The following is an 18,074-nucleotide window of genomic DNA, read 5'->3' on the forward strand; positions in this document are numbered from 1 at the left end:
CCGTCCATGGAATACGAGATTTCGCTGGTCACGGCGGTCGGCATCAGCGTGCTGTTCGCCCTGTCGCTGAACCTCATCACCGGGTTCTGCGGCCAGATCAGCCTGGGCCATGCCGCGTTCTTCGGCATCGGCGCCTACACCTCGGCGCTGCTGTGCAAGGCCGGCCTGCCCTTCCTGGCCTCGCTGCCGCTGGCCATGCTGCTGCCGGCGCTGTTCGGCGTGATCGTCGGCCTGGCCAGCCTGCGGGTGCGCGCCGACTTCCTGGCCATCACGACCATGGGCGTCGGCTTCCTGTTCGTCGGCGTGGTCCGGCAGCAGGACGCGCTGGGCGGCGAGATGGGGATCTCCGCCATTCCCGACACCGGCCTGTCGAAGGTCGCCTTCATGGTGCTGACGCTGGCCCTGTGCGTGCTGGCGGCCTTTCTCAGCCAGTACATCCGCCGCAGCTGGATGGGCCAGGTGTTCAACGCCATCGCCGAAGACGAGGACACCACGCGGGTGCTGGGCGTGGACGTGCCGCGCTTCAAGCTGGCCGCCTTCGCCATCGGCACGGCGCTGGCGGGCCTGGCCGGCGGGCTCTACGCCAACAACCTCAAGTTCATCAGCCCCGACAGCTTCGGGTTCGTCGAGTCGATGACGGTGCTGGCCATGGTGGTGATCGGCGGCATCGGCTCGGTGCTGGGCGTCACAGCCGCCGCCATCGTGCTGTCGCTGCTGCCCTCGATGTTCACCTTCGTCGGCGAATACAAGCTGCTGGTGTACGGCGGCCTGCTGTTCCTGATGATGCGGTTCTCGCCCGACGGCGTGACAGGCGCGCTGCGCCGCGTCCTCGCGAAGGGAGGGCGCTGATGCAGCCGCTGCTGACCGCCGCCAACGTCACCGTGCGCTTCGGCGGCATCACCGCCATCGACGACGTGTCCTTCGACGTGCGGCCGGGCGAACTGCTCGGCCTGATCGGCCCCAACGGCGCCGGCAAGACCACCATGATGCGGGCCATCGTCGGCATCGTGCGGCCCACCAAGGGCAGCGTCACGCTGGAAGGGCGGCGCCTGGACGCGCTGTCGATCGACGCGCGCATCCGCGCCGGCCTGGCCCTGTCGCAGCAGCTGGTCAGGCCGTTCCGCGAGATCGACGTGCGCGACAACGTGGCGTTCGCCGCCGGCGCCGGCAAGACCCGCACGCCGCTGCAGGCCTTCACCCACGTCGACCGCCAGGCGGAGCGGGACGAGGCGCTGCAGACGCTGCGGCGGCTGGGCATCGGCGAGCTGGCCCAGCAGAGTCCGCGCACCCAGCCGCTGGGCGTGCTCAAACGCCTGGAGATGGCGCGCGCCCTGGCACTCAAGCCCAGGCTGCTGCTGCTGGACGAGCCCCTGGCCGGCCTCAACTCGCGCGAGGCGCGGGCCCTGGCGGACACCATCGCCGACGTCAACCGGCAGGGGATGACGATCATCCTGATCGAGCACAACCTGGGCGAGGTGATGCGGATCTGCCAGCGGCTGGTGGTGCTGGACAACGGCCACAAGATCGCCGACGGCCCGCCCCAGGCGACCATGAACGACACCGCGGTGCGCGCCGCCTACCTGGGAGGGGAAGCCGATGTTCCAGCTTGAAGGCCTGGGCTGCGGCTACGGGCTGTTCCAGGCGGTGCACGGCCTGTCGCTGGCGCTGCGGCCCGGCACCATCACCGGTCTGGTGGGGGCCAATGGCGCCGGCAAGTCGTCGACCCTGATGTGCATCGCCGGCCACGTGGCGATGAGCGAAGGCACGGCCCGCTTCGACGGCCAGGACCTCCGCGGCCTGGGGCCGCGCGAGCGGGTCAAGCTGGGCATCGCGATCTCGCCGGAAGGGCGGCGCCTGTTCAAGGACCTGAGCGTGCAGGACAACCTGAAGGTCGGCGGCCTGATCCATCCGGCGGCCCGCTTCGCCCAGGACCGCGACAAGGTGCTGAGCCTGTTCCCGCGCCTGGGCGAACGCCTGCATTCGCTGGCCGGCAACCTCTCGGGCGGCGAGCAGCAGATGCTGGCGATCGGGCGGGCGCTGATGACCCGGCCCAAGCTGCTGATGATCGACGAGATCTCGCTCGGCCTGATGCCCAAGGTGATCGACCTGTGCTACGGCGCCCTGGAGCAGTTGCGGCGCGAGGGCCTGACGATCCTGGTGGTCGAGCAGAACACCGACCGGCTGCTGCGGGTGGCCGACGAGCTGTGCGTGCTGGAGTCGGGGCGCACCGTGTGGCAAGGCAAGGCGTCCGACGCCCGCGGCGACCCGACGGTCACGGCGGCGTATCTGGGCTTGCACTGAAGCGACCGGAGCCGCGGCGCTGTCGTGGTAGGGCGTGTTGGACTTGAACCAACGACCAAAGGATTATGAGTTTTGCCGCGAAAGTGGGTGCCCTGCGCAGCGAAGCCAAACGCACCGTAAGCTAGAAAAGCTGAAAGTACTTTGGTGACAGTAACTTAGCGAACTTTACGGAAATCAGGCAAGCCTGAGCGGTGTTCCGTCACTGTACCGCCAGAAGTGCCTAGCGCACGCGCAAGGCTGGGTCAGAGGTCGCGCGAAGGCCGCAGCCCGCAGCCCTTTTCAGGCGCATACGCGTACGAAAGGGCGCGCAAGTGGCTTCGTGATTTGCTCAGGGGGGCCCCAGGACTTGGTCAGGCCCGCAGGGCCTTCGGCATGTCCTGCGGCGTTCACCTGGTGCTGCCGCTGCGGCTCCTCTCACTTGCCGCCTTTGGAGTGGACCGCGCAAGCTTCGCAGACTGATGTCGGCTCACTCCGTGGGGGTCTTACGCTCCAGCGCCGATTGAGCCGCGATCTTGGCGATCGACGCAAGCGGGGTCTTCGCAGCGGTGTCCAGCGCAGTGCCTTCCCCGAGGTTGAGCGCCAAGGCGACGTAGTTCAGGAGCGAAATGGCCCGCAGGCTGTTCTCCCTTGTGTCGTAGTCGAGCGACTCGCCATGCATAACTCCATGGCGGTTAAGGCCCGTCGCTCCGCCTGCTAACCACCTGGCCATGCGATCCCTAATCGGCAGGTCCTCGAAGAGGGCGAGGTGCGCGATCTCGTCCATGAAGTTCCCGGCGAAGCCTTCCGCGTAGGCGGCCGGCTGGGGCTTGCCGTTTCGGTCCTTCAGGAAGAAGTGTCCACCCCGGAGCTCGGCGCAAACGCCGTCAGCCTGCGCCATGAACATCAAGATCGACAGGTTGTATTCGCCCCGGCGGTGGGCGGCGAAGCCCGACTTGAACATGCGCACGCGAGCAGGCAACGCGGCGGAGAGCTGCGCCTCGATCTCGTCTAGTCGGTCTTCGAAATGCGTCGCCATGACGGCGTCGGCCTCGTCTCCTTTGCCGGTCTCGATCAGCGTCTTGGTCTGCCACATACTGGGCAGCGGCATGTTGGGGTCGAAGAACCAGCCGCGGTTCGCGAGCTCAAGCACGGACGCCCGCAGCTCCACCGGAATCCGCAACATCACGTCGCCCAGGAACATCGCGACCGAGCCCAGCGCGGCGACGGCGGGGCGTACCTTGGCGAAGAACTCCTTCACTTGGTCCACGATGGAGTGGACGCCGCGCAGAAATTCGGGATGGGTCAGGACGCTGCCCACCGCCCTTGCGAGCTCGAAGATCTGCGCCATGTGCTCTGAGGTGAGCTGCGGTGGGCTAGTCGCGATTGGGCGCACCTCAGTCGACTGCGCGTCTCGCACCGGGAGTGCTGAAGAACTGGGCGAGGTGGTCGCGGAATCGGCGGTCTGCAGAGGATCCATGTCGGAATCATTAACTCCGAGCGCGGGCGCCGACACAAACGCCTGATACCTGGGCTGGCAGTCCGGCCAGAATCATTCGGGCTTCCCTTCTTCCTCTATCGCAAGCAGCACAACAACGTCGCGGTCACCAAGAACATGCCCGACGTGCCATCATCCAATGAAACCTCCCGCTTGATGTCGATGCCGTCGTCGATCCGTTCAATCGCATTTAGGACCGACAGCCCAGGATGCAGCTGCAGGTTGTTTCCCACATATTGTGCGTATCGCTCGATTGCGACGTGTCCCCACACGCGTTGGTAGAGAGGCACGGCATCAAACGCCGAGCCCTCTACCGCGGCGATGCCCACGATTTTGTCAGTCAGTACGTCGACCACGCGCTGCATCAAAAACTGCGTCGTCGTCATCTGTCCTTGGCCAATCGGCCGCGTGGGAGCCGTCTGCGCTTCCAACCACTCTGCCGTCGCTGCGAGATTCGCGGCATTAAAATGAATCTCCAGTCTGGACATCTTTTCACCTCGTCCGAATGTCGCTGCGCGTCCTTGTGGACGCGAGCCTTCACGTGCCGCTCTTGGCAGCCTTTTTACGTGCTCAGGCGCGCTTTATATGCCCCGGGGCCACTGGGCCACTGGGCCACTGGGCGCAGTATGCGCGAAGAGCTAGTGTTGCTCGGCCTCAGCACCTTGATCACGCCGGCGCGATGGGCTTCGTTCAGGCCGCTCACAACGCGCGAAATCCCCCTCGGCCTGCTCGCGCAGGGCCTGCCGTTCGCGGCGGTCAAGCCTGGACTCCTTCATAGCCGATGTAGCTCGCTCTGGGGCTCAGTATAGGGGAGCACCAAATGACCGTTGACGCTGCTTCCGCAGCCGACTCGGCTGCTCGCTGTGGCTCGCTGAGTGACGTGCATCTCGGCTGATCCAAGCTGTGGACCTACGCCACGTCCGGGGACACGATGCGATCCCTGGTAGCCGCCGTCCCACAAGATGGATGGCTGATGTAGCATTCGTCTTGCGGGGCGTTAGCTCAGTTGGTTAGAGCAGAGGACTCATCGAGAGGTGACCCGATCGCGAGAGCGACCGTGGAAAAACCGGGTGAATTCAGGGAAACCGTCAGTCAGTTATGACCCGGCAATCCTGAGCCAAGCTCACCGAAGGCAGGCCGAGAGGCCGGTAGGTGAGAAGGTGCAGAGACTAGGATGTGAGGAGCCGATCCGATAAGCATCCCACGAGCGCCCGGCACCCTAACGATTCGGTCGAGGGTGATGAGATAGTCCAGGGAACGGGGAAAGCCGTGCAAACCTGAATCCTTTGGTCGTTGGTTCAAGTCCAACACGCCCTACCACCCGCTTGTCCGAGAGGCCGCAGGCCGCTTTCTGGCCGGGCGGCGGCACCCGATCCCACCGACAGATGCTGCGTCTCTGACTGCCCGCTCCACGGTCAGTTTCTCGCCCGAGAAACTGACACCTGTCCCCATTGCGAGTTTCTCGGGCGAGAAACTGGGCCCCGCTTCGCGCAGCTTCTCCAACGACAAACTGCCGAGGCGTAGCCGAGTCCGGTTCCAAAGGTGGAACCTTTGGCACGGTATTTTGCAGGCTGGCGTAGCCAGGCTGTAAACATACCCAACGTGCCTGTCAGCAAAGAGCCACTCTGCCCGGCTTGGCTACATCTGACGCGGAATGACGCCCCGTGACGCGGCGTGACGCACCGTGACGCGGCCTGACGCAAGCGGACGAGATGAGACGCAGCGAGACACACTGCGCGCCAGAAGCCGCATCCGGCTGACGTTCGATGACGCAGCGAGCGAACGCGTGTCGCTAGATGACGCAATCCGTCGCCACCATGATCGGGCCAGCTCCTCGCGTTCAATGTGGCAAGCCTGCACGTGTCGGTGAATGTCGTTGGATGTCGCACAATGTCGTTATGTGTCGTTGTGAGCCACAATGCGTGCATGACGCCAGAGATCGAGCAGCGACTCGCCGACTTCATGCGCCGGCACAAGCCGGACGCGGCTCGGCAAGTCTTCGAAGCGTTCCGCGAGGAAATCGTGTGGCTGCACTTCCGAGGCTTCAGCGTGAAAACCACCTTTGAATACCTGAAGGAGGAGCATGGCGTTTCGTGCTCGCTGCGCACCTTCGAACGCTGGGTGAAGGCGAGCATCGACTTTGACGCGGAACCAGGCCCCAGTGAGCGCACGATCTCTGGGACGCCGAAGGGCTCATCGTCGTAGCCTTGCGACCAAAACAGCATGTTTCGGTAGACGCCGATGCGATTGCTGGGCAACATCGAATCTCTCCTCAGGGCCCAGTCCTGAGCGTCCTCTGAAGGGCACCCTAGTTGTGCCACCTTCGCCTGCAGGCACCCTCGCAGGCATGCACCGCGGGCCGGCTTTGCGCCGCGAGCATTAAGGGCGAGCCCTCTCGCCCGAATCCCTAAGAGCCTTAGGAATCGCAGCGACTTGACGCGGCAGCGAGCCACGGCAAGCTGTTTTGCGAACAACTGAGGGGTGCAACTTTGAAACTCTTGATCGACCTGGCTGCGCTGGCGCTGATGTGCGCCGTGCTGGTTGGACTCACGGTCCTCGGCTTCCTGTGTCTCAGGATGCAGGTACGCATGATTTGGCAGTTCGTGACCCTCTGCGCCACCGGCGCGCTCTGTGCAGCTAACGCCGTCCTGGAGGTCGTTGACAAGATCATTCACCGGCGCGCCCCGCCCACTCCGGAAAGCAAGGAAAACGAGCAATGAAACGCGTCATCGCCACACTCTCCCTTCTCGTCCTCGCCTACGCGAATGCTGCCGACGTGAAGACGCCGCCGCTGCCGCAACCCCCGCCGTATGGCGCGTACTTCCTCGACATGCTGCTTCAGCCACCGGCCGAGTACAAGGCTGCCCAGGAAGCGATCGCGCGTCACTATGGCTACAAGAGCAACGATGCTGCTGCGCGTGCCTGTATGGCCGCAACCCACGGCATGTGCTTCGGCGAGGCCGTCTCTCACCGCCGGGACGAGTCGCCAGAAATCGCCAAGTACGGGTTTAAGACGTGGCACGAGGCTGTGCGCGCCTGTGCGAAGAACTTCAAGCCTCGTGAATTCGGACCATACGACTACTGCCAAGCGGACCCGTTTCTGAAGCTTCGCATGTCGCAAATGGGGGCAGCTAAATGACCTCCGCGCCGCCGATCTTCGCCAGCATTTCTGATGCGGTCCTTCGACCGCTCCAACAATGGTCAGACGTGCCAAGCACGATCGTGACATGGGTCGCGCCGATGATTCTTCTCGGTTTGACGATCTCGATCATGTGGCACGGCTTCAACCTCATGCGCGGCGCCGGCGGGCATCATCACACGCTGGATCTGTTTGCGCACAGCATGCGCGCTTTCCTCGTGATGAGCCTGGCGCTGGCAGGCGGCGCATATGACGCGAACATCGTTGGCTTCGCTAAGGAGCTGCGAACTGACCTTGCGAATCTTCTCTCAATGGCTCCCCCTGGAACCAACTCATACGATGCGCTCGACCAGGCTCTGTTCAAGGCCGCCAACACGATGCAGAAGATGATGCCTTGGGTCTTCGACAACACGAACATTCTGATGGGCAACTTCGCCGGCCTCATCGGCTTGGCGGGCATGGGCTTCATGGTGGGTTGCATCGCTGTGTACGCGGCCCTCATCTGCGGCGAATTTATCCTGATCGACTTCGCGCTCGGGATTCTCTTCGCGGTCGGACCTCTGTTCGTCGCTTGCTTCGCGTTCCAAGCCACAGCACGGTTCTTCGACGGGTGGCTCGGTGGCGTCATGAAGTACACGCTCACGGCTGTCGTGATGAGCGCCGTTCTCGGGATCGGCCTTGGTCTGCTCAATCAGTACACAACGAGCATTGCACAACACTCTGACACCATGGACTTCATCGGCAGCACCGTTGCCGCTCTTGCATCAATCGTGGCCCTCATCATGATCACGCGACGCGTGCCCGAGATCGCCGGCAACATCGTTGGAGGAATCGGAATTTCGGTGTTGGGTCCCGCCGCGGCGAAAGCACCACTGGCGGCGATCAGCAGCGCAATGAAGGGCACTGCTCGTGGAGCCGCGAACGCCGGTGCTTACGCTGGCGGTGCGCTGTCCCAAACGCGAGCTGGCCAGGCGGTGGGCAAGGCAGTCGAAAGGCTTTCGGAGACCTCGATCGGCGAGCGCTCTCTCGCGATGATGCAGTCTGCCGGCCGCTTCTCGTCGGCGACGATGAACATGCAGGAGGGCAGCGTCGCGAACGCGTACCGTCTTGGCGCTCGCCAGGACGCCGGCATCGGTGTTGTGACAGGCCACCAAAGGCCAATGGGGGGAGCTGGCGCGTGGACAACGCCTGCCATCGACGTCATGTCGGGGCTGCCGAAGGCGCCCCCACCAGCCCCACCGCCGCCGGGAGCTTGAAATCGGCCCGCCTGGCGCGCTAGAACCGCCTAGGACGCGATTTCTCGAAGTGGCTGCACGGTCGAGCGCTGCAGGCGACCGCGGGCCTCTGATCGTCAGATTCCACCCGCGCTCACGCGCCGCCTGCTAACGCAGGCTCCCAGCACGGCGGGGCCTGCAGCCCCCCGGCCCCCCGGGGGCTGCGCCCCCCGCCGGCGGCGGCTCCCCCCATCCGGTCGACCGAGAACGAGAAGGTACGCGCGCGACACGAAGTGCGGCGCCCGCAGGGCTGATTTCCCGGCGCAGTCAGCCTACCGCCCGAATTGGAGCCTCGTGGGCGGTGCCCCACCCATTCGTTTCAGCGGTGGACGCCCTGCTTACCTGTCCACAGTCCGCGAGCGGCCCTTAGCTAGGCCGCAGTTGGCCGCCGCTCATCACTTCCGCACCGTGTGAGCAGAACGGCCGTGAAGGCCAAGAGCGGACCTTGCCGCGCTTTTCTTGATGAGCCGAGAACCGGCTCCTCCAGGAGGTGAGGCCGCGGAGACAACGCGACTTCCCCGTGGTCAGCGCTTCGGAGGCGCGGTATAGGAAGAATTACAGGGAACAATACAGGTTATTGTGGGGGGGCGACTTCACGTGAGCAAGGGCGGGCGACGGGGGGTGATTTCACGTCCGCGCGGGGGGTGATTTCACGTGGACAACCGACGGCGCCTCGAAACATGGGGGGCGATTTCACGTTGATAACCATGCGCGGCTTCAGCTCGGCAACGTGGCGTCGGGGCACATCACGCTTGCCGGCCCGCGACACACGCTTTTAGCGCCAGCGCTGGACACCGCGACCTTAAGTTCTTGGCTTCGGCCGCGTCGCCGGCGCCCGTTCGGCTTGCGGCTAGCGCATGCTTCCTCCGTTCAATGTGCGTCACCAGCGAATCAGGTTGCCCCGCTGCGCGCCAGGCTGCTTGAGCAAGCCCACCTAGCGCGCGCCTTCGGCGTCGCTCCCAAGCCGTGGATGATCCTTTAGATCGCCTGCCGCCTCAAGACCGCGGAGAAGGTGGTGGCCCACGCGATCGCCAAGGAGGTCACGCCGCCGGCCATGCTTGCGGAAGTCGGCGCCGTCAGAACCCAAAACAGGCAAAATTAGTCATCACAGAGGGGACCTGCCATGACCGTGATCACCGAAGCTGAACGCCGCATCGCTTTCGATCAAGCGCTGGCGAACACGCGCGTTGAAGGTCACGTCCCGAGCCCGGAATTCCTCGCCGAGTGCGAAGCCGTCATCACAGGGCGACTGACGCACGAGCAGGCGGTCGAGGCGGGCATTGGCCGCGTGCTCAAGGAGCACGGCCTGACAACTGACGCGCGGGCAGATGTCTCCGACGTTCGCTGATCCCTACTCGCACCCCTCACAGCTCCGCATTTCGCAATACGCAGGGACTGGGCCACGCGAGTTGCTGACAGCCTGAACGAGGCCGGAACACTCGTGCGCTTGCTTAAGCTTCAGAGCTCACAAGCGAGTCCAGGCGATGCCTGCACCGTCAGACCGGGGAGCGACCGGCGGCGGTGAACTGCTCAGCAGGAGCCCCTTGCCCAAGATCCGTTTCACGTTGGCCCGTGGATAGACCACCTGCACCTTGCGAAGCGCCGTGAGGAACTCGGACTTGAAGTCCTTGTCGGCCTCTTTGCCAACGTATTCCTGAGCGAACTGTTGCTTGAGAGGGCGCCACTCCAACATGATCGGCTTTCCCTCAATCCGATGCAGTCGATGCGCGAGCCACGTGTAGACGTCCAAGGCAAGAGCCGACCCCTTCAAGGCATGCAGGGCGCGACGATCCAGCGGGACGGCGCTTTCAAACAGAGACTTGCTGTACGACTCGGAGAGGACCATGACTCCCGGCCAGAGGGAACGTTGCCTGTTCGGGCCGTCGCGTCTTACCCAAGCATCGAATTGCTCGACAGGTTGGCCATTGAACGTCCGGCCTCGGTAACCAAGCTGCAACCGGCACGCTGCCAACGCGTGCATTTGCGTTCTGAGCGTGGCAAACCTGTGGCCGTCGCTCGACATGCCCATCATCCGCAGGAACCCTGCGGCGCTCTCTCCGATCGGAATTTCCCGCGTGCGGTTCATGACAGCATACGTGGACACCCAGGCAAGGGCGAGTCGCGGCATGGCGCCGTAAGGGAGCTGCATCTGCACCGGGCCGTTCCCGAGATCCAGGTGTCCAGCCTGAACGCTGAGCCAAGCTGCACCCTGCCGCCGCATGAATGTGTCACCGAAGACCTTCTTGCGCGGTAGTCCCAACTGGCACAGGATCGAGTGCATGAAAGAAATGTCAGCACTCGCGGGAGGAGTGACCGCGATTGCTTCGCCAACCGCAAGGAGCTTGTCGGAGCGGGCCCTCCGTGAGCGCAGAGACTCGGATGACCCATCAAAAGCTGGCAGGAGGTCGACCTGGGCGGACGCTGCGTGCGACACCACCTATTGACCGGACAGAATGACGGCAATCTCTGAGGTTCTGAAGTAGACGCGCCGCCCGATCTTCAATCTTGTCGCGTTCACTCGACGCGCCCATTCGCTGGTGTTCGATGCGCGCAGACTGATCCGCAGGCCCTCAGACGACCGATGCAGCACCTTTGCCAGCGCTTCGATGCTGAGCAAGCAGCCGTGTTCGGCGAGCAGTGTCTTCTCGATGTCCATCGTTCCCCCAAATCAATCGAACGCATTCGCAAGGTGGCGGTGATAGTCCCATCGTTGCGCTATAGTCACAAAATCATTAATTGGACGTCTTGGTTGATTTTGTGAATGCGGCCCTCAACCGAAAGGAAAGGCATCAGGGCGCAAGTCCTTGGGAGAGCTGCGACCCCGGCATTGCCGCGGCGATCAGAAAATTGACTCGGCTGTGGGCTCCGTTCTCGACGCGCTCCAGGCGATACCCGCTTTACCGCCTCTTTGGAGAGATCGTCGGACCTGCCTGGGCGACTTACGTCGCTGCCTTTCCGAAGCGCCACTTCATGCGAGCTGAACTGGTCCGGCTGGATCTTCGCGAGGGTGCGCGGGTGTTGGGTTTTGATGGGGTCCGCGATCGCATCCGGAGCATCGCAAAGACCGCGTCGGATGCGCGACCGCGCAAGTCGCCCATCACGTTGTCGGACTGGACCGTTAGGGCGCGCCGAAACAGGCCAACGGCCACCGTCGACAATGTGCTGAGCGACACGCTGGCCTCGCTGATCGATCTCGCAGCAGGCTGCGCGAGAAAGAGGCCTCGCACGACTACGACTGTCGATAGCGTGAACGCCCTCCGTGGCGAGGAGCACTGCCGCTTCTGCGGCAACGAACCGGAGGTCAAGTCGTATCTCAGCGCATCACCGGCACTCCGCGAAGTCACCTGGCCGCACGACCACGGCAACTTGGTGCCGAGTCTCAGCGGCCGCTACTGCATCGATCACCGGCCGCGAAATCACGACGGACGCTGGAACCCCGAATACAAGCGCGCTCTCCGCGCTGCGAAGGAGCTTGACCTCGAGTCGCAACGCCTCGCGCGCCAAAGTGCGAGCACGTCAATGCGCGCATCGAGATCTGGGAATGTCGTTGTGGACGACTTCTATCTGGCTCTGATCCAGCGCAGGCTACTCTTTCCGAGTGATCAAGGCGAACTGCGAGACCTTGCAGCTCGACTCGTGCGAAACAAGGTCAGTGACATCAAGAAATTCATGGTCGTGTTGAAGGCCGCGGGATACAAGCAACGGGAAATCGCCGCGCGTTGCGGGATCTCTGCGCAAGCGGTCTCGAAAGCGCTTAAGTCGTTGCCGGCGGAGTATCGGCTTGACGCATGAACTCTGCGCAGATCGTCGCTAGCCATTGATGCTTGAGGGCGAGTCGGGAAGAAACAGGAGAGGGCTCGGCTCGTCGTCCTAACGAAGAGCCGTATAGAGAGCGAGCAATAGTCGCGCCCTGCTAGGTCGAGCCCGTGGCTCGCTCGTTGTGGTCGTCTGCGGGCAAATAGTGACGCTTCAACAGGCCCACAAGCGCCGTCGCATCCGCCCGTTGCGCTTCGGCCAGCACCTCCTTGCCCTCGAGGACGTGAAGTTCGTAGAGACCGGAGCGCCGCAGTTCATTGAAATGTCGCACTGCCGTTCGGGCGTTTTCGGTGAGCCGACCGGTGGTCCATAAGAGAAAGTGTTGACGCATGTCCCTGAGGTCGAACTGTCGCTCTGCGAATCGTCGAACGACCGGGAGGCGTCGATGCAGCCACTTGTCTACCTCGTCGTCATCCACGGTCCCTCCGGGACGAGGTGCCTTGCATTCCACAGCGACCAGGTCGCGATTGCTGCGGACGAGGACGTCAATTTCTGCGCTTCCATCTTCGGTGTGCACAAGCAGATTCATCGAAACCTGTGCGTTGGGATATCGCCGCCGCAAGACTTCGGCCGTGATCATCTCGAAGAACGCACCTCTCATCGCGCCGAACGCACCCTCGATTTGAGTTAGTCGAGTGAAAAGTTCCAGAAATTTTTCGACATCGGTCAATTGCGCTGCCGCCTGCGACAACACTTGGATCAGCTGCGTGAACGCCGCGGCCAGCTCACGACCAAATAAATTCTCGACCGTCGCGGGCACGACACCGATTTCGCGAAGCTTCTGGAAAGCCTCCGGCGAAAACTCGCTTGCTACAAACATGTGCAGCGTGCGCCCCACCTTCTTCAGCATCGAGAGGGTGGTGCACTTGTGCAGGAATGGTGCGATGGATTCCAGGGTCATTGCGTGGCCGAGGAGCACGTCGCAGACGAAGAATCCGGGATGTGGCCGCTGCCCTTTCCGATCGGTCCGAAGCGGCGCCAAGTACGAGGGAGCAGCCAGATCCCAGCAAAACGTACCTACCTGGGGAAGCTTGTCACCTGCACCGCGATGCTCAATGCGCGCCGAGCTACCGACCGCGAGATTGCGGGCCCAGTTGTGAACGGCCTGGAGCAGCACCTGCTCCGCTACCAATCGGGCCTTCAATCGCGACACGGAGCCGGAACTGATTTCCGTGCCCTGGCTCAGCGCGACACAGGTTCCGATTCCCGGGATGTCGAACTCCCTGACCAAATTCGCGGCTTTCAGCCGCTCCAGAACTGTTTCGGCGCCAACGTGTCCTTTCTGTCGGACCGGCGCTCCGCTTGCAGACTCAAAGTGCGCGCGAGGCATTACGCCGGCGCGCGCGCGGAGAGCCGCGAGCGCGGGACCATATGCTTTGCTTTTTTCAAGAAGGGCTGTGGTCAGTGCGCTCCAGAATGCCGCAGTCCCATACTGCTCGTCCAAATAGGTGAACCGCGCATTCCGTTCGAACGGGATGCCCTTCAGGCGAGAAACCCCTTCGCTCCGATGAACTCTTTGACGGGCCGCTTCCAGTGAGATCCCCGCCCGCGCAGCGAGGTCCTGCGCGAGTGTCGAGCTTAGACACGGCCCACGATCTTTCAAGATTCGTCGGATTTGATCAGTCATGGAGTGCTGTCACACTGCGCTATTTATAAGATACCTACAACGCGATTCTTGCTGAACCAACAGAGTAAAGACTACTTACGAATCAACAGCTTACAGGCCAATTTTCGGCCCTGCCAGCAAACCCCTTGTCACGGTGACCGAAACGAGTGATGGACAGAAAGTATTCAAAGGGACGGGCGCCCTCGATTTCGGGCCACTGGCCCCAGCTAGGGGCTAGCCCCCTCGTGGGCACCGTCCGACGTCGGTGCGTCAAGCCCCGCCGCTTGCCGTGCGACTGATTCCGAAAGGGCCGCACTCGCGAGCGCTAAGCAGAACGTGGCGTCTCCGCGGCTGTACCACTCCGGCGCGCCGTCTTGCTCGTTCACGTGGTGTGCCAAGTGTGTGTAGTGCCTGGCCGCTTCCTGCAGGAACAGCGCCCGCTCGCGCTTCGTCATCGACTCACGCGTCTCGCGGGATTCGCGATACTTCGATGCCGCCGCGCGCACTATTTCTTTCTCGCCGGAGGAAGCGACAAGGCTGTCCATGACCTTTCGGCAAAGCGACACGACCGGCTCGTAGTGGCCGCGGAGGAGCTGCTCCCGTGCTTGCTCGAGCAGACGGTGAGCTGAGACGAATTGGTCACCGCCGGGTCGCGCAGGAAAAACGAGTGAGAAGACCATGGTGCGCTGGTAGTCCATCTGCTCGAGGATTTGAGTCCACTCGGTTAGCCGGATCGTGTGGTCAATCGAGTCGTGCATCGGCTGCGCCTGCTCGCGCACTCGGGTTCTTGCGTTGGCGTTGCCTGGCTGGACGCTCAATTCCTCGACCCATCCGTGGGCGATCGCAGAAAGATTGAGCTGGAAATCAACATCATCGCCATTCCGGATTTGTTCTAACTCGGCGAGCTTGCCAGGCGTGAGTTCGATGGACAGGGCAACGTTGGCCGTGTTCTCAAAATCGTACGTTTGAACGATTGTTGAACTCTGAGGAATAGCGGTACCGAGCGGACGCATGCCTGCCCCTTTGCGGCCGCAATTCACACTCGCCTGCCACTCTCTGATCGATAGCTTGTCGTGAGACCGTTCGTGCGCTGCCGTTCGGATTTGGATGTTGAAGATTAATTCGTAGCCTCCGAGCAGTCGGCGGCCGGAGGCCCCTTGAACTCGGCACTCCGTCGCGGTGCGCCCTGTTGTGAAAGAAAAGCTCACTTGTCCTCCTCGTTCATCGCTCGTGTCGCCGGCTCTTTCTCATGCCCGTGGTGCGAGGTTGAAGTGCAGCTCGAACATTTCTTCTCGTTCACCGTCTACCCGGGGCACAAACCGCCGACCATCGTTTCATCCGAACGGCGGCTTCTTCATGAGGTCCTGACCCTGGACGATGACATTGCACCATCTGCGCGCTCTTGTAATGGCGTTGTACAAGAGTCGCCGCTTGGCTTCCTCGTCGCCCCCGATAGCGTACGGCCACATCAGCACTACGCCGTCGAACTCGCGATTCTTGGCCTGGTGCACCGTCATCGCGAGCAATCCACTATCTCCAGACCTAGCCTGATGTCGCCTGATACCCACGTAGCGGTGCACATGGTCCAGGATTTCCGACTTGCCCGTCTCCGCGCGACCAGTCGTGCTCGCCGTTCGCTGAAGGCACGCAATCGTCTGTTCGACGGGTCCGCTACGAGGCAATGCGCGCAGTACCTCAATGGCGGCGGCGAAAGAACAGGCATCTGGGAGTTGCAGGCCGTCAGTGAGCCTGACCATCTCGTCTGACTCGGACTCCTCCCACCGAATGGGAAACGGCCCTGCATCCTTGTTCTTCCCGCTCGGCTTGGTCTGCGCGTGCACGATCGTGCCCTTCACCCACTTGTCCCGGATGGTTGGCGCAATGACGGCCACGGATCCCCCATTGCGCCACTTAATCGCCGAGGCAAGTTGCGCGGCCGCCAGCGGCAGACTGGGACCGGCCATGATCTTGAACTTCTTCTTCGACTCCGGAGGCTTGCCCGCGCGGATCGCTTCCGCGGCGCCCAACAAATCCTGGACATTCGTCCGTCGAGGCTCGGGCAGCGTCTCGGGCTTGCAGACTGTCGGCAACCACTTCTCGAGCGGATTGGGGCGTAGCTCGGGATTGAGACATTGGAACTCGTCGGCGGCCAAGAAGACACGCGCCACCTGCGACAGCGCCGCGACAATCGCCAGCCGAGGCGTCGTCAGGTCCTGCGCCTCGTCCACGACGATGATTGGAAAGCTGCCTGCGAGCCACCGCTTTAGCGCTGGGTCGGCGAGCATGTCGGCTGCGCACTTGCACTCGGCCTCGTACGACCCGGCATCGCCGGGCAGCGGCAACCCGAGATGAGTTCCCAAGCTGCGCCAGCGTTGCCGCACGCGCCATGCCAAGCTATCCACAGTCATGCAAGCGTACCGCCTCGCCAGGCCCTGCAGCGAGTCGAGCCGTTCGTTCAGTCGGCGCCGCGCGCCGTGCATGAACGCGAGAGCCAAGACCTGCTGCCCCTCCTGAAGCGGGTGCTCAATAAGGGTCAGGCTGAGCATATGCATCAGCCGATGGGTCTTCCCATAACCGGCGGGCGCGTCGACTGCCCAGACCGTCATGGCTGGAAAGTCCGCACGCGCGGATGTCCCGCAGGCTCGGCAAACCTCGGAGAAGCGATCCCCATACAGGTGTCGCTCATCGCGTTAAGCAGCTCGCGCGCCCGGGCCACACAGTCCGGAACCGCGATCACCGTCTCGGCGATGGCCTCATAGGAAACGTTGTCGGACTTGAGGCCGCCTTGACCCTTGGTCTTCAAGCGCTGCACCAAGTCGGGCACCGATGCCGACGGTTGGGGCAACGACGAATTCGCGAGCGCCGCAAGGAACGCCACTTCGTCGGCGCCTGCGACCCAACCGATCATGTCCTCGACCATCCAGTTCTCCGGCCAGCGCAGGATAAGCTGGGGCGGCGTGGCTCTTGCTTCGAGCTCCGTCACGTAACCCGTACCAGCGGCGTCACCATCGACTAGACAGACCACTATCGCGTGCAGCTTGGAAAGATGATCGTAGGTGACCACCACGCTGCCGTCATGCGTCGGGACAAGACCCAGGTGGGCGTCGAACCGGCATTCATGCGAGGCGTCCCAAGACTGATGGGCATCGACGATGCGGACCAGCAACCGTATGAGGTCCACATCGATCCGCCCCTCGGGCACCAGAACTACGTCGTGCATAAGAGCAGCGATCGTGTCTAGGCGGTTGAGCTCGAACAGTTTACGCACAGCATTCGGCGTGGCTTGCTCCAGCACGGCACTGGCCAAGTTCTGGCACGTCAACGTTCCGCCCTCGTTGCGCAGCACCGAGAGTCCTCGCGAGTCCGAGAGCGCCGCGACCATCGGCGAATGAGTCGACACGATGGTCTGTGTCGACAGCGCCTGAAGGCGGTGAACGATGCGACGCTGCAGGGCGGGCGGCACGTGCAGTTCCGGCTCTTCGAGCGCTATCCAGAATCCTTGGCCGGCCAGAGCGCGTCGACGGCCGAACTGCAGCAGCAGCAGCAGCCATTGCAGCGACACGAGACCGCTGCCGTGGCGCCGCGCGGGGACACTCCAATCGGCGCCCTCGTGTACATAATGAGGCACCACGGCGTCCAGCACTCCCTCACTGTCCGTCGACGTGACCCGCAACTGCAGTTTGGGCTTGGACGAGAAGAACCCGCTCAGTTCGGTGTTGAGGTCCGTGATCAGCTCGGTCAGATTCGGATCTTCCTCAAGCGGCTTGGCCGGTTTGCGAAGTGCATCGCGCTCCTCGATGACGGCGGCGGCGGGCAGCCCGCCGCCGCTGGCAACGACGCGCCTGAAAAGCTCCGACCCGAACGAGATCACCTTGTCCCAAGCCCGGTTGGCCGGCACCAGGAAGAGGCCCACTTCCCGAATCAGCGCGAGCGGCACGGAGACCCAAGTTCCCTGCTCGAACACATCAGGGGCGTTCGGGTCATCGTGGAAGTAGCGCGCGGTCTCCACCTCCAGGGTGTCCTTGTCGAAGCGGGCAGCGAACGCGATCTGGCAAACCAGCGAAGAAGCGTTGTCGGTGCGCACGGCGTGGACGGTCGAATTCGTCGGATCCAGCCACTTGGGTACGCCGCGGTTGTCGCCGAACCATGAGGGATAGACGGTGAAATCGTCGTCCTTAAACCCACCCACGGTGGCCACGATCTTGATCCGATCCTGCGGCTTGGGACGACCGCCATAGAAATCGTGCTCGGTCAGCGAGCGGACAAGTCGGTCTCGTCCGAACAGTAGGGCCAGGGCCTCAATAATGGTCGTCTTGCCGCAGTTGTTGGGCCCGACAAGTACCGAGTGGCGTCCGAGCGCGACGCGGCCCGTCCGAATACCGCGGAAGTTTGTTATCTCGAGCAGGACCAGTCGCATCGCACGCACGCTCCCTTGCTGCAATGCTACAGACTATCGCGCTTAAG

The 18,074-nt window shown here is 63.0% G+C and carries 17 protein-coding genes; 9 read left to right on the forward strand and 8 right to left on the reverse strand.

Features of this window, described 5'->3' with window-relative positions; all coding sequences use genetic code 11:
- Positions 1–6 precede the first annotated feature (6 nt).
- Genes VNT59_RS17510 through VNT59_RS17520 form a run of 3 tightly spaced genes read left to right on the forward strand, consistent with a single transcriptional unit; the run spans position 7 to position 2,301 of the window.
- On the forward strand, positions 7–849 hold the full coding sequence (locus VNT59_RS17510; RefSeq protein ID WP_325500453.1) for a branched-chain amino acid ABC transporter permease: 843 nt from the start codon (positions 7–9) through the stop codon (positions 847–849).
- Entirely contained in the window at positions 849–1,610 is a 762-nt protein-coding gene (locus VNT59_RS17515; protein WP_325500455.1) for an ABC transporter ATP-binding protein, read from the forward strand. Before VNT59_RS17510 ends, VNT59_RS17515 begins: the two co-directional genes overlap by 1 nt.
- Positions 1,597–2,301, forward strand: coding sequence for an ABC transporter ATP-binding protein (locus VNT59_RS17520; RefSeq protein WP_325500457.1), 705 nt, complete (start codon positions 1,597–1,599; stop codon positions 2,299–2,301). Before VNT59_RS17515 ends, VNT59_RS17520 begins: the two co-directional genes overlap by 14 nt.
- Before the next feature lie 466 nt (positions 2,302–2,767).
- Here VNT59_RS17520 and VNT59_RS17525 read toward each other — a convergent pair whose 3' ends face one another.
- Both VNT59_RS17525 and VNT59_RS17530 read right to left on the reverse strand, forming a co-directional pair.
- Positions 2,768–3,757 carry a hypothetical protein gene (locus VNT59_RS17525; protein WP_325500459.1) on the reverse strand — a complete coding sequence of 330 codons (990 nt, stop codon included), beginning with the start codon at positions 3,755–3,757 and terminating at the stop codon, positions 2,768–2,770.
- Between the two features lie 95 nt (positions 3,758–3,852).
- On the reverse strand, positions 3,853–4,263 hold the full coding sequence (locus tag VNT59_RS17530; RefSeq protein WP_325500461.1) for a hypothetical protein: 411 nt from the start codon (positions 4,261–4,263) through the stop codon (positions 3,853–3,855).
- Positions 4,264–5,701: 1,438 nt separating this feature from the next.
- Here VNT59_RS17530 and VNT59_RS17535 point away from each other — a divergent pair.
- The 5 genes from VNT59_RS17535 to VNT59_RS17555 all read left to right on the forward strand — a co-directional run bounded on the left by VNT59_RS17535 (position 5,702) and on the right by VNT59_RS17555 (position 9,536).
- Positions 5,702–5,980, forward strand: a complete 279-nt coding sequence (locus tag VNT59_RS17535; RefSeq protein WP_325500463.1) for a hypothetical protein — start codon at positions 5,702–5,704, stop codon at positions 5,978–5,980.
- Positions 5,981–6,273: 293 nt separating this feature from the next.
- Complete coding sequence (locus VNT59_RS17540) at positions 6,274–6,495, forward strand: hypothetical protein (protein WP_325500465.1); 222 nt, start codon at positions 6,274–6,276, stop codon at positions 6,493–6,495.
- Positions 6,492–6,914, forward strand: coding sequence for a hypothetical protein (locus VNT59_RS17545; protein WP_325500467.1), 423 nt, complete (start codon positions 6,492–6,494; stop codon positions 6,912–6,914). Before VNT59_RS17540 ends, VNT59_RS17545 begins: the two co-directional genes overlap by 4 nt.
- Before the next feature lie 68 nt (positions 6,915–6,982).
- Entirely contained in the window at positions 6,983–8,170 is a 1,188-nt protein-coding gene (locus VNT59_RS17550; protein ID WP_325500469.1) for a type IV secretion system protein, read from the forward strand.
- 1,141 nt (positions 8,171–9,311) lie between these two features.
- Positions 9,312–9,536: an antitoxin VbhA family protein gene (locus VNT59_RS17555; protein WP_325500471.1), complete on the forward strand. Its 225-nt coding sequence runs from the start codon at positions 9,312–9,314 to the stop codon at positions 9,534–9,536.
- 117 nt (positions 9,537–9,653) lie between these two features.
- On the opposite strand, the gene VNT59_RS17560 is transcribed toward VNT59_RS17555, so the two are convergent.
- The gene (locus tag VNT59_RS17560; RefSeq protein ID WP_325500473.1) at positions 9,654–10,469 is read right to left on the reverse strand and encodes a replication protein RepA; all 816 of its coding nucleotides are present in this window, start codon (positions 10,467–10,469) and stop codon (positions 9,654–9,656) included.
- Positions 10,470–10,625: 156 nt separating this feature from the next.
- Positions 10,626–10,844: a DNA-binding protein gene (locus VNT59_RS17565; protein WP_325500475.1), complete on the reverse strand. Its 219-nt coding sequence runs from the start codon at positions 10,842–10,844 to the stop codon at positions 10,626–10,628.
- 80 nt (positions 10,845–10,924) lie between these two features.
- Between VNT59_RS17565 and VNT59_RS17570 the strand changes: the two genes are divergently transcribed.
- Entirely contained in the window at positions 10,925–11,980 is a 1,056-nt protein-coding gene (locus tag VNT59_RS17570; RefSeq protein ID WP_325500477.1) for a hypothetical protein, read from the forward strand.
- A 121-nt stretch (positions 11,981–12,101) separates the two neighbouring features.
- Here the strand turns inward: VNT59_RS17570 and VNT59_RS17575 are convergent, their stop codons facing one another.
- From VNT59_RS17575 to VNT59_RS17590, 4 genes are all read right to left on the reverse strand, one after another.
- A complete protein-coding gene (locus tag VNT59_RS17575) occupies positions 12,102–13,631 on the reverse strand; it encodes a nuclease-related domain-containing protein (RefSeq protein ID WP_325500479.1) in 1,530 nt (509 codons plus the stop codon).
- Between the two features lie 206 nt (positions 13,632–13,837).
- On the reverse strand, positions 13,838–14,818 hold the full coding sequence (locus VNT59_RS17580) for a hypothetical protein (RefSeq protein WP_325500481.1): 981 nt from the start codon (positions 14,816–14,818) through the stop codon (positions 13,838–13,840).
- 126 nt (positions 14,819–14,944) lie between these two features.
- Complete coding sequence (locus VNT59_RS17585) at positions 14,945–16,216, reverse strand: ATP-dependent helicase (protein WP_325500483.1); 1,272 nt, start codon at positions 16,214–16,216, stop codon at positions 14,945–14,947.
- Positions 16,213–18,027 (reverse strand): ATP-dependent nuclease, encoded by a 1,815-nt coding sequence (locus tag VNT59_RS17590; protein ID WP_325500485.1) that lies wholly within the window; start codon positions 18,025–18,027, stop codon positions 16,213–16,215. The genes VNT59_RS17585 and VNT59_RS17590 overlap by 4 nt, the downstream gene beginning before the upstream one ends.
- Positions 18,028–18,074 lie beyond the last annotated feature (47 nt).

Origin of the sequence: Ramlibacter sp. (assembly GCF_035554825.1) — a bacterium.
Lineage (GTDB): Bacteria > Pseudomonadota > Gammaproteobacteria > Burkholderiales > Burkholderiaceae_C > Ramlibacter.